Origin of the sequence: Schaalia dentiphila ATCC 17982, assembly GCF_000154225.1 — a bacterium.
Taxonomy (GTDB): Bacteria; Actinomycetota; Actinomycetes; order Actinomycetales; family Actinomycetaceae; genus Pauljensenia; species Pauljensenia dentiphila.
Map to the genome: position 1 here is coordinate 1 of NZ_DS264586.1, position 12,437 is coordinate 12,437.

The following is a 12,437-nucleotide window of genomic DNA, read 5'->3' on the forward strand; positions in this document are numbered from 1 at the left end:
AGGATCTAACTCTCCGCACATAAACAAAAACGTTAAAGTCCAGAAAAACCAACCAACCAAACAAGTCCAGCCAGCAATCCCAACCAAAAACACTCAAAAACAAAAAACAGGCATAAAAAACAAACAAACACACTATCGAGTTCACAAACAACACCCACACACCCCAGAAAACCAAGCCAAAAACCCAGCCACCAGAGCAGTGAACCACCACCACAAACCCACTCACAAGCTCGCGGCGACAGGTGAATAATCTACCCACCCCCACACCCAAAGTCAAACCAAAACACCGTGACCCCCACCACACACCCCACAAACCCACCAAACACAACGAAAAGTCCGGGTCGATTCAGCTTGCATGGCCGTGCACAGTCAACGAAAAGGCGGGCCCGACCGCGCATCACCAGCGCGATCAGGCCCGCCAAACAGCCGAAATGACTCTCAGTTCACACCCATGTCGGGCTGAACGGGGATATCGACAGTCGGAAGGTCGCGCACGGCGCGACGCACGGCCTTGGAAACGGCGGGGGCAACGCGCTTGTCGAAGGCGCCGGGGATGATGTAGGAGGGCGAGAGCTCGTCCTCGGAGATCACGGACGCGATAGCCACGGAGGCGACGCGCAGAACCTCGGTCGTAATCTCCTTGACCTTGGCATCCAGGAGACCTCGGAACAGACCCGGGAAGGCCAGAACGTTGTTGATCTGGTTCGGGTAGTCGCTGCGGCCCGTGGCGACGACGGCGGCGTACTTGCCGGCGCCGATCGGGTCAACCTCGGGCGTGGGGTTGGCGAGGGCGAAGACGATGGCATCGTCAGCCATGGTCTCGACGTCCGAGGGATCGAGGATGTTGCCAGAGGAGACGCCGATGAAGACGTCGGCACCCTTCAGGACCTCCTTGAGGGAGCCGTGAACGTGGCGCGGGTTGGTTGCTTCGGCCAGCGCCTTACGGGAGGGGTGCATGCCTTCGGTGTCGTCGCCGGAGAGCGCACCGTCGCGGCCGCAGCCGATGATGTCGCGCGCACCCTGGGCGAGCAGCAGGCGGATGATCGCGTTGCCGGCCGCGCCGACGCCAGAGACGACGATACGCACGTCTTCGATCTCCTTGTCCACGATCTTCAGCGCGTTGATGAGTGCCGAAAGAACGACGATCGCTGTGCCGTGCTGGTCGTCATGGAAGACGGGGATGTCGAGCTCGGCGCGCAGGCGCTCTTCGATCTCGAAGCAGCGGGGCGCCGAGATGTCCTCCAGGTTGATGCCGCCGTATGCGGGGGCGATCGCCTTGACGATCGAGATGATCTCTTCGGTGTCCTTGGTGTCCAGGACGACCGGCCACGCGTCGACGCCGCCGAACTCCTTGAACAGGACGGCCTTGCCTTCCATGACGGGCAGGGCAGCCTCGGGGCCGATATCGCCCAAGCCGAGGACGGCGGTGCCGTCGGAGACGACCGCGACCGTGTTGGCCTTCATGGTCAGCAGGTGGGCCTTCTGGGGCATGTCGTGGATGGCGGTGCACACGCGGGCCACGCCGGGCGTGTAGGCGCGCGAGAGGTCGTCGCGGTTACGCAGCGGCACCTTGGAGTGGATCTCCACCTTGCCGCCGATATGGCTCATGAAAGTCTGGTCGGAGACCGAATCGGCGGTCACGCCGGGCAGCGCGCCGATGGCGTCGCGGACCTCGCGGCGGTGCTCGGAATCGCGCATGTCGCACGTCAGGTCGATGATGATGCGCCCGCGGTCGGAGTCGGCCACGTCGAGGCCCTTGATCTCCGCTCCAGTCGAAGAGACTGCGTCAACAATGGACGCGATGGAAGTCGTCTTCTCGTCCACCTCGATACGGTAGGAGGCGGTGTACGACGGCGATGTGCGCATGTCTGTCCTTTCGTTGGGCGCCCGGCCAGAGTCGGCCCAGCTGTCCTCAAGCGCTCATCCTAGGTAACTTTCTGCTCCCCCAGGAAGGGGTAGGCCACAACGTGGACACGTGCAAACGGTCAGGGACGAGGCCGGGGCACCTCCTCGGGAGAGCAGGCACGGGGCCGGGGCGCTCTTTCAGGGCAGCGTGCACACACCCGGGACACCCAGTCCGGAAACGCCGACGGGGGCCGGGATCGCATCGATCCCGGCCCCCGTGAGGCTCGTGCGGAGTAACCTCAGGCACCGACCATTTCCATGATCAGCTCACGCACGCGGGCGGCGTCAGCCTGCCCGCGGGTGGCCTTCATGACCGCGCCGACGAGGGCGCCGGCCGCCTGGACCTTGCCGCCCTTGATCTTCTCGACGATGTCGGGGTTGGCATCCAGGGCCTCCTGGACGGCCGCCGTCAGGGCGCCGTCGTCGGAGACAACCTCGAGGCCTCGGGCCTCGACGACCTGCGTCGGATCGCCTTCGCCCGCGAGGACACCCTCGAGGGCCTGGCGCGCCAGCTTATCGTTGATACGACCCGAATCGATGAGACCCTGCAGCTCAGCGACCTGAGCGGGGCTGACCCCGGCCTCGTCGAGGGAAACCTCGCGCTCCTTGGCGCGACGCGAGATCTCACCCATCCACCACTTGCGGGCGGAGGCGGGATCACAGCCAGCAGCGACCGTGGCCTCGATGAGCTCAAGGGCACCGGCGTTGATGACGTCGCGCATCTCCATGTCCGCGTAGCCCCACTCGGTGCGCAGGCGGCGGCGCTTGGCGACGGGCAGCTCGGGCAGCGAGGCGCGCAGCTCCTCCACCCATTCACGATCCGGGCGGATCGGAACCAGGTCGGGCTCGGGGAAGTAGCGGTAGTCCTCGGAATCCGACTTCTCACGGCCGGACGACGTCGACCCGTCCTCCTCGTGGTAGTGACGGGTCTCCTGCAGGATCGTGCCACCCTCGGACAGGATCTGAGCCTGGCGCTGCATCTCGTAGCGCACGGCCGAGGCGATTCCGCGGAAGGAGTTCACGTTCTTCGTCTCGGTGCGCGTACCCAGCGGGGAGTCGGGCGTCGGGCGCAGCGACACGTTGATGTCGGCGCGCACGTTGCCGCGCTCCATACGGGCCTCGGACACATCGAGGGCACGGAAAATGTCGCGCAGGGCCTGCACGTAGGCGGCGGCCACCTCGGGCGCACGCTCGCCGGCGCCCTCGATCGGGCGGGTCACGATCTCCACGAGCGGCACGCCCGCACGGTTGTAGTCCACGAGCGAGTAGTCCGCGCCCTGGATACGACCGTCCGCGCCACCGATGTGCGTGTTCTTGCCCGCGTCCTCCTCCATGTGCGCGCGCTCAATCTGCACGCGGAACATCGTGCCGTCCTCGAGCTCGACGTCCACGTAGCCGTCGTGAGCGATCGGCTCATCGGACTGGGAGGTCTGGAAGGCCTTCGTCAGGTCCGGGTAGAAGTAGTTCTTACGCGCGAAACGGCAGTACTCAGCGATCTCGCAGTTCAGCGCCAGGCCGATCTTGATCGCGTACTCGACGGCCTTGTGGTTGACGACCGGCAGCGAGCCGGGCAGACCCAGCGACACGGGGGTCACAAAGGTGTTCGGGTCGCCGCCAAACGCGTTGGGGGCCGCGTCGAACATCTTGGTCTTGGTGCCCAGCTCGACGTGCACCTCAATGCCGAGAACCGGGTCGAAGCGGCGCGCCGCCTCGTCGTAATCCATGAGCTCAGTCATCACTTTTCCTCCCAGTTAGCTGCGGGGCACTGTCCCGCGACGTCGTCGCTGAGCGCCTCCACCAGGGACGCCACCTTGTACATGACCAGGTCGCCGCGCGCGGGGGCCAGCACCTGGAAGCCGATGGGCAGGCCTTCGGAGGACACCGCGTTGGGCACGTTCACGCCGGGGATGCCCGCCAGGTTCGCGGGGATCGTGGCGACGTCGTAGAGGTACATGGCCAGCGGGTCGGAAGTCTTCTCGCCGAACTTGAAGGCCGTCTCGGGGGCCGTGGGCGACACGAGGACGTCAACCTGCTCGAACACCGCGTCGAAGTCGCGCTGGATGAGCGTGCGCACCTTCTGGGCGCTGCCGTAGTAGGCGTCGTAGTAGCCGGCCGAGAGCACGTGCGTGCCCAGGATGATGCGGCGCTTGACCTCGTCGCCGAAGCCTGCCTCGCGGGTGGCGGCCATGACGCGCTCGGCGGTCACGGGGCCCTCGGTGGGCTCGACGCGGATGCCGTAGCGCATGCCGTCGAAGCGGGCCAGGTTCGAGGAGACCTCGGCGGGCATGATCAGGTAGTAGGCGCCCAGCGAGTACTCCAGGTGCGGGCAGGAGACCTCGACGATCTCAGCGCCGGCCTCGCGCAACTTCTCGACGGTGGCGTTGAAGGCGTCGATGACGTCCTTCTGGTAGCCCTCGCCGCTCAGCTCCTTGACGACGCCGACCTTCAGGCCCTTCATGGAGCCCTGCGCGGCCACGGACTCGACGGCCTCGGTGAGCGCGGGGACCGGCTCGTTCAGGGAGGTCGAATCGTTGGGGTCGTAGCCGCCGATCAGCTCGGTCAGGGCGGCCGCGTCCGCGACCGTGCGGGTGACGGGGCCGATCTGGTCCAGGGACGAGGCCATGGCCACCAGGCCGAAACGCGACACCGCGCCGTAGGTGGGCTTGGCGCCAACCGTGCCGGTCACGAACGCGGGCTGACGGATCGAGCCGCCCGTGTCGGAACCGAGGGCCAGGGGCACCATGTAGGCCGCGACGGCAGCGGCCGAACCGCCGCCGGAGCCGCCAGGGATACGCTCGGTGTCCCACGGGTTCTTCGTCGCACCGAACGCGGAGTGCTCGGTGGACGAACCCATGGCGAACTCATCCATGTTGGTCTTGCCGACGATGGGCAGGCCGGCTTCCTTGATCTTGGCGGTGACGGTCGCGTCGTAGGGAGGCTCCCAGTCGCCCAGGATCTTCGAGGCGCAGGTGGTGCGCAGGCCGCGCGTCACCACGTTGTCCTTCACGGCGATCGGCACGCCCGCCAGGCGGTGCAGGGTCTCCCCCGCCGCGCGGCGCGCGTCCACGTCGGCCGCGGCCGCCAGGGCTCCCTCGCGGTCGACAGTGATGAAGGCGTTGACGCGGTCCTCGATCGCGTCAATGCGGTCCAGGCAGGCCTGGGTCAGCTCGACGGAGGTGATCTGGCCGGCGGCCAGCATGTCCGCCAGCTCGAGGGCGCTCTTCTTCAGCAGCTCGTTCATCAGTCCTCCCCCAGAATCTGCGGAACCAGGAACATGCCGTCCTGGGCGGCGGGCGCCTGAGCGAGCACCTCGTCGCGGTCCACGGTCTGCCCAATCTCGTCTTCGCGCCACACGTTGGTCAGCGGAATCGGGTGGGACGTGGCGGGAACCTCGGGGGTGGCGACCTCGGACACCTTGGAGACGGCGTCGGCGATCGCGTCGAGCTCACCCGCGAAACGCGTGATTTCCTCGTCGGTCAATGCGATGTGGGCCAGGCCCGCAACGCGGGCGACCTCGTCAGTACTAATGCGTGACATGTGTGGCATCCTACCCGTATGGCCTTTTCACAGCGACGCCAACTCACCAGGCAGACGTGGTCGATCGTCAAAAAAGCGGGAATCGCGCTGCTCGCCGCCCAGGCGGCCGCAGTCGTGACCGTTCACGCGATCGACCGCATGCGCACCGCCCGTATCCCCGGTGGCGTGCACGGTTTCCCCACCCTGCCTCCCGCCGACACGCAGATCGGCGACACCGTGGCGCGCACGTACACGGAGGGAACCTCCCTGTACGCGGACATGTTGGAGGCCATCGAAGGGGCAACGCATCACATTTATTTCGAGACCTTCATTTGGCGCTCAGACCGCTGGGGCCAGCGTTTTAAGACGGCACTGATCGACGCAGCCAAGCGCGGCGTCGAGGTGTTCTGCGTGTGGGACGGCTTCGGCGTCCTCAACCAGGATCCGCGCTTCTACAAGTTCCCCGTGATGCCGAATCTGCACGTGCGCAAGTTCCCGATGCTGCGCTCGGGCTTCTTCACCCTGAACATTCGTCGCACGGGCCAGGATCACCGCAAGATCCTCGTGGTCGACGGCGAGATCGGCTTCGTGGGCGGCTACAACATCGGTGACCCGTTCGTGAACGAGTGGCGAGACACCCACGTGCGCATCACGGGCGAGGCCGTGTGGGAGCTGGAAAACGGCTTCGTCGACTTCTGGAACCATTTCCGCCCCAAGACCTGCCCGGAACTGCCAGATCAGGGTGCGCGCGCATGGAGCGCGGACGTGACCGCGCAGTTCAACCTGCCGCACTACCTCCTCTTCCCGATCCGCGGCATGTACATCGACGCAATCGAGCGCGCGACCAACCGCGTGCTCATTACGACGGCGTACTTCATCCCCGACCGCGAGGTCCTCGGCTCCCTGATCGCCGCCGCCCGCCGTGGCGTGCGCGTCCAGGTGCTGATCCCGGAGTATTCCAACCACATCCTGGCGGACTGGGTGGCGCGCCCCTACTACGGCGAGCTGCTGCGCGAGGGCGTGGAGATCTGGCTGTACCGTCACGCGATGGTCCACTCCAAGACGATGACGGTGGACGGTCGCTGGTCGACGATCGGCACGGCGAACATCGACCGCCTGTCGATGCGCGGCAACTACGAGGTCTGCCTGCAGTTCTTCTCCCGCCCGCTGGCTGCGCGCATGGAGGAGATCTTCGCGAACGACCTCACGACTGCCCGTCGCCTGACGATCGACGAGTGGGAGAAGCGCTCGATACTCACCCGCGTCGGCGAGATGCTGCTGGGCCCCTTCGAGCCCTTCGTCTAAACCCCGGCCTCGTTACAGGCCGACGGCTGCCAGGCCTCCCTCGAGGAGGTCCGTAAACTGCTGCTCGGTGATGACCGGGACGCCCAACGCCTCGGCCTTCGCGGCCTTGGAACCCGCGCCCGGGCCCGCGACCACGAGCGAGGTCTTTTTCGAGACCGAGCCCACCGCCTTTCCGCCGCGCGAGGTGATCGCCTCCTTGGCGCCCTCGCGGTCGTACCCGGGCATCGCGCCCGAGACGACGACGGTGAGGCCCGCAAGCACGTCAGAAGTCGGCTCGGGCGCCTCGTCAGCCATGCGCACGCCCGCGCGCGCCCACGCCTGAAGTACCTCCAGGTGCCAGTCGACCGTGAACCAGTCGCGCAGGGATCGGCCGATTTCTTCGCCCACGCCTTCGACGGCGGAGAGCTCCTCGACCGAGGCGGCGCGCAGAGCGTCCATCGATAGAAACTTCTCTGCGAGCGCGCGGGCCGCCGTGGGGCCGACATGGCGGATGGACAGGGCGACGAGGACGCGCGCGAGGGGCTGACTCTTGGCCTTCTCCAGCTCGACGAGCATCTTCTCCGTGCCCTTGGAGGCGGTAGGCTCGATGGGCTCAAAAACGGTCTGTCCGCGCAGCTTGCGGGGCTTGTAGGCCTTGGTCCAGAAGTAGCGAACCTGCTTCCAGTCCCCGGTTTCCTCGCCCTTCTTCTTGACGGGCTTCCACACCATGACGTCGCGCAGGTCCTCGGCACGCAGGTCGAAGAGCGCGGCCTCCGTGCGCAGGGCGGGTGCCTGCGGGGCGGGCAGGAGTTCCTCGGCGCGGGTGATCTGCTCGCCGTGGGGCAGCTCGCGGCCACCCTCAAGGGTGAGGACGGTACCGTCCTCCAGCGTAACGCTGTGGCCGGCGACCAGGGCGGCCGCCACCTCGTCACGGTCGTTTTCGGGCTGGGTCATGGCAAGCGCAGACTCGTCGCCGAGGCCCTCTACGTCCAAGGCAGATCGGGCACCGACGTGGGCGAGGCGCTCGGTAATCTGAGCGGGGCACAAACCCTTGTTCGGGCAGCGCAGGTCGACGTCGCCTTCCTTCTCCTGGACGAGCGTCGTCCCGCAGGAGGGGCACTCGGTAGGCATGACGAAGGGACGCTCGGATCCGTTGCGCGCATCCTCGACGGGGGCGACGATCTCGGGGATGACGTCGCCGGCCTTGCGCAGGACGACGAGGTCGCCGATGAGGACCCCCTTGCGGGCGACCTCCTGCGCGTTGTGCAGGGTCGCGCGCGCAACGTTCGAGCCCGCGACCAGCACGGATTCCATGACGCCGTACGGGGTCACGCGGCCCGTTCGGCCCACCTGGACGCGGATGTCGAGCAGGCGCGTGTGGACCTCTTCGGGCGGGAACTTATAGGCCGCCGCCCAGCGCGGCGTGCGTGAGGTCGAGCCGAGGGAACGCTGCAGGTCCAGGTCGTTGATCTTGACGACGACGCCGTCGATCTCGTGTTCAAGATCATGGCGCTTTTCTCCAAGCTCAGCAATACGCTCTTCGATGGCCTTTCGGCCCGTGAGTACGCGGGTGTAGGGCGAGACGGGCAGGCCCCAGTCGCGCAGCTGCTCGTACCAGCCCATCTGGGTGATCGGTTCGGTGAAGTCTTCCCCGGCCTCGACGAAGCCGATGCCGTGGGCGACCATCGCGAGGGGGCGCTTGGCGGTCTCGGCCGGGTCTTTTTGACGCAGGGAGCCGGCGGCGGCGTTGCGCGCGTTGACGAAGGTTTTTTCCCCGGCCTCGACGCGGGCCTCGTTGAAGGCGGCGAAGTCGGCGACCGGGAAGTACACCTCGCCGCGCACCTCGATGCGCGTGGGCACGGTGCCGCTCAGAGTCTGTGGGATCGAGGCAATGGTTCGCGCGTTAGCGGTCACGTCCTCGCCGACGTAGCCGTCGCCTCGGGTCGCGGCGCGTACGAGACGGCCGTTCTCGTACAAGAGATTGATGGACAGGCCGTCGACCTTGACCTCGGTCGTCATCTCGAGGTCGGATATGCCGGTGGCCTCGGCCATGCGGGTCTCCCACCCGGCGAGCTCCTCAAGGGAGAAGACGTCGTCGAGGGACATCATCTGAGCAAGGTGGCGCACCTCGGAGAAACCGGAGTCGACGCTGCCGCCCACGCTCATCGTGGGCGAGTCGGCGCCGCGCAGCTGCGGGTATCGCTCCTCGATCTCTTCGACCTCGCGGTACATGCGGTCATAGTCCGCGTCCGCGAGGGTCGGCGAATCACGGTCGTAGTAGGCGGCGCGGGCCTCGTTGATGCGGTCAACGAGGTCGTTGTAGCGGTCGCGGGTCGTCTCGAACGTGGAGTCAGCCATGGGGTCCATTCTTGCATTTGACGAGGCTGGCCGACCGGCGGGCGGGGCGCTTGGGCGGCGGAGGTGGTCATAGCCACATGGGTCTGCGGGGTGGTTATCCACAGGGGCACGCGAGTGCCTCGGGTTATCCACAGGGCTTCTGTCGCCGCTTGATCGGCCGCGAGCGCGGCGGGATCGTTGGGGCATGAAGGATTCCGGTTGCCTCGCCCGATCAGCCTTGCGAGCCGACGTTCACCTGGCCTGCGTCGCGGGCCCCGACGTCGGCGTCGTGCTCGCCCCTGGCACGGTCGGGCGAGCGGGGGACGTGCCGCTAACGTGCGCGTCCGTTGCTCGAGAGCACCTCCGATTCTCGACGCGGGACGGCCGAGCAGTCCTGCGCGTGTCGCCCGGCGCTTCCCCCGTGCGTGTGCGTGCTCGGCTCCCCCTATGGCGCCGCCATCGGGACGCCCGTCCTCTCCCTGCGGGGACCCGCATCCGTTTGGAGGAGGACATCTTCGAGGTGCGGGGACGGCCTCGTTGTTTGGTGTGGCCCGCACCTTCCGGACGAGGCCGAGGGTCGATCACGGGATCCTCTCTCCTGCGGGGCGCTCCGTTGATCTCTGTGCTCGTCATGGGAGGTTTCCTGCTGTGGAGGCTGCGCTCGTCCATTTCGTTACCTTCGGTGCTCGTGCCGGCCTGCGTGGGCATCGTGCTGGTCGCGATCGTAGCTGCGGTCGTCCTCGTGTGGCGGGCACGCCGGCGTCGCCTGGGCTGGGATGGCGGGGCACTGTCCCTGGTCCTCGCTGGGCTTCAGGCCTCGTCCGCTCCCCCACGCTCTGCGCGGGCCGCCGTGTGGCCGGGGCGTCCCACGCGCGTGGGAGGGCGCGTGCGGCTGGCGGCGTCCGCTGACGCGAGAGAGCCGGGTGAGTGCGAGGCGATCGGCATCGTCGGCGCCCACGCATCCCAGTGCGCGCTGTGGTGCGCCGGCCAGATCGCCGCTCAGCTTGGCGGGGCGCGCGTGTGGTGGAACAGCGCCGCTCCCGTGCTTATTGGGAACGCTGGCGTGGATATCCACGTCAGCGACCGCGACTCCTGCCCGCACTGCACGCGCGACGCCGCCCACCCAACGCTCCACATCGGATACTCCCCCTCACTGTCGCTCCTTCCGGCGTGGTGCGCGCAGGTGTGCGTCACCGATGATGCACCCGTGAGCTCGCACTGGTGGTGGACCGTCACCCGGGCAGACGCGCAAGACAGCCTGCCCGCGCGGCTCGACTGGGATCCGTCCTCGGCGAGGGGACGCGGCGGTGGGCTGAGCGTGCGGATCGGCCTGGGAGAGGAAGGGCCTGTCAACCTGGACCTGGTCGCCGACGGGCCGCACGCGCTCGTCGCCGGGTGCACCGGATCAGGTAAGTCAGAGGCGCTCCTCGGTTGGCTTGCCGCAATCGCACACTGCTACAGCCCCGAACAGGTCCGTTTCATCCTCATCGACTACAAGGGCGGGGCGACGTTCGCTCGGCTCGAGGCGCTACCGCACACCCAGGCGCTCCTCACCGACCTCGACGCCGGCGCCACGACCCGAGCGCTGGAGGGAATCGCGTCGATCCTCCAGCGACGCGAGGAATCCCTCGGGGCACTCGGTTTCCCCGACCTCGCCGCGTGGGAGAGCGCTCACGAGGAGGATCCCGTCAGCGTGAGCGCTCCCCCGCCACGTCTCATCGTCGCGATCGACGAGTTCCGCGTTCTCGCCCAGGCCCATCCCGATTCGATGGAGGTCTTGCTCCGCCTCGCCGCGCAGGGACGCAGCCTCGGCTTGCATCTCATCGCGGCCACCCAACGCCCCTCGGGCGCAGTGAGCGCACAGATGCGCGCAAACATGGACATTCGACTGTGCCTGCGCTGCGTCAGCGCCTCGGACTCCACCGACATCATCGGGGACGGACGCGCCGCCTCACTGCCGCGTATCCCCGGTCGCGCGGTCCTGTCGGACGTGGGTACGATCCAGCTGACCTACGTCGCCGACATCGCATCAGTGGTCGAGCGCTGCAACGCCACGTGGCCTCGTACGACCACCGAACCCCTGTGGGCGCCACCCCTACCCGAGGCACTGAACTGGGAGGATGTCGACGACGCCGCACAACGCTCTGTCGATCACACCCCGGAGGGGAACGTGGCCCACGACGGACTCCCAGGCGGCACCGCCGTGTCTCTCGGCCTCGCGGAAGGCATCGAGCATCACGTCCCCATCGTCTGGGACGGGGGAAGCATCCAGATTCAGACCAGCGCGCACGAAGTGCATCTCGCCGCGCAATGGGCGCTGTCCCTCGCAACCCGAATCGCACACGGTACCCGCCGCCCTCTCCACGTGATTGGGGAGGACGCGGTGGGAGGCGTGGCCTCCCAGCTGCCTGCGGACGCACCCAGCGCCATCGACCTGCTAGAAGGCATCTGCGACCACGGGCCCACGGTCCTCGCGCTCACGGATACCCCGCAGCTGCGCTCGTATCTGTCGCAGGCACTCGCTGCTCCCCAGGCGGAGGCGCTGTGGACCTCGCTCCTGGCCAAGGCCAGGCGCGCTGGCGTCGTCATCGTCGCCGCCTTCGCGGGCAGATTCACCCCGTCGAGCGCGGCAATGGGAGCGTTCTCGACGCGCATCGTGCGTGCCCGGGACGCGGACGAGGCCGTCCACGCCGGAATCGCGCCCGGAGAGCTGCGAGCTCTCGGTGAGGGGCAGGCGCTCGTCGTGCGACCGGGAGAGAGACCTTGCCTCGCCACCATCCCCAGGCAGGGCATTAACCTGCGACACCACCGCCCGGCTGACGGGAACGACTGGCGCATCCCCTCCCCCTCGCAGGTCACAGCGCTGGTCAGAAATGCCCGCTCTCCCATCCTGATCGGCCCCACCTACAGCGCCCCCGCCTGGGAACACGCACTGCCGTGGATCATCATCGGACGCAGGGACGATGCCCGGGTCATCGAGGCCATCCACGCCCACCTCGGTTGGGAAACACCAAAGATCTCTGACGTAATTCCCGAAGAAGCGTGGACTCGTATCACCAGATGGGACGAGCACAGGGTCCTCGCGCTCAACCCCACACACAACGTTATTCGCTCATTAATTCAACACAGCCACACGCCCCCGCTCGCCCTGACTGCACGACGATGGGACATGACCTGCGGACTGATCAGCGAGGGTGATACCGTCAGCATTGCTCAACTGACCGCAGAGTCAGTTAACACCTAAGTCCCACCTTATCGGCCGGTCGTGAGCAGACACATAGTGACATCTCCATTTCACTGTTGACACGACCTTGCACGACTAAGATGACCTAGCGGACACTAAAAAAGAGCAAAAGAGAACCAGGCGCACAGGACACGAGGAGCGAAAGACAGAT

The 12,437-nt window shown here is 66.9% G+C and carries 8 protein-coding genes; 3 read left to right on the forward strand and 5 right to left on the reverse strand.

Going from position 1 to position 12,437, the window contains the following annotated elements:
- A partial coding sequence (locus tag ACTODO_RS10915) for a hypothetical protein (RefSeq protein WP_208853671.1) occupies nucleotides 1-250 on the forward strand: 250 nt, incomplete at its 5' end.
- A gap of 188 nt (nucleotides 251-438) precedes the next feature.
- Here the strand turns inward: ACTODO_RS10915 and ACTODO_RS00025 are convergent.
- The 4 genes from ACTODO_RS00025 to gatC form a co-directional block, all read right to left on the reverse strand.
- Nucleotides 439-1,866 (reverse strand): NAD-dependent malic enzyme, encoded by a 1,428-nt coding sequence (locus ACTODO_RS00025; RefSeq protein ID WP_003789885.1) that lies wholly within the window; start codon nucleotides 1,864-1,866, stop codon nucleotides 439-441.
- Between the two features lie 278 nt (nucleotides 1,867-2,144).
- Nucleotides 2,145-3,641, reverse strand: a complete 1,497-nt coding sequence (gene gatB / locus ACTODO_RS00030) for an Asp-tRNA(Asn)/Glu-tRNA(Gln) amidotransferase subunit GatB (RefSeq protein WP_003789895.1) — start codon at nucleotides 3,639-3,641, stop codon at nucleotides 2,145-2,147.
- Entirely contained in the window at nucleotides 3,641-5,146 is a 1,506-nt protein-coding gene (gene gatA, locus ACTODO_RS00035; protein WP_003789897.1) for an Asp-tRNA(Asn)/Glu-tRNA(Gln) amidotransferase subunit GatA, read from the reverse strand. Before gatA ends, gatB begins: the two co-directional genes overlap by 1 nt.
- Complete coding sequence (gene gatC / locus ACTODO_RS00040; protein ID WP_003789902.1) at nucleotides 5,146-5,442, reverse strand: Asp-tRNA(Asn)/Glu-tRNA(Gln) amidotransferase subunit GatC; 297 nt, start codon at nucleotides 5,440-5,442, stop codon at nucleotides 5,146-5,148. Before gatC ends, gatA begins: the two co-directional genes overlap by 1 nt.
- Before the next feature lie 18 nt (nucleotides 5,443-5,460).
- Between gatC and ACTODO_RS00045 the strand changes: the two genes are divergently transcribed.
- Entirely contained in the window at nucleotides 5,461-6,726 is a 1,266-nt protein-coding gene (locus ACTODO_RS00045) for a phospholipase D-like domain-containing protein (RefSeq protein ID WP_003789904.1), read from the forward strand.
- A gap of 12 nt (nucleotides 6,727-6,738) precedes the next feature.
- On the opposite strand, the gene ligA is transcribed toward ACTODO_RS00045, so the two are convergent.
- Nucleotides 6,739-9,072: an NAD-dependent DNA ligase LigA gene (gene ligA / locus ACTODO_RS00050; protein ID WP_003789906.1), complete on the reverse strand. Its 2,334-nt coding sequence runs from the start codon at nucleotides 9,070-9,072 to the stop codon at nucleotides 6,739-6,741.
- Nucleotides 9,073-9,664: 592 nt separating this feature from the next.
- Here ligA and ACTODO_RS00055 point away from each other — a divergent pair.
- On the forward strand, nucleotides 9,665-12,286 hold the full coding sequence (locus ACTODO_RS00055; RefSeq protein WP_244262567.1) for an FtsK/SpoIIIE domain-containing protein: 2,622 nt from the start codon (nucleotides 9,665-9,667) through the stop codon (nucleotides 12,284-12,286).
- The last annotated feature ends 151 nt before the right edge of the window (nucleotides 12,287-12,437 follow it).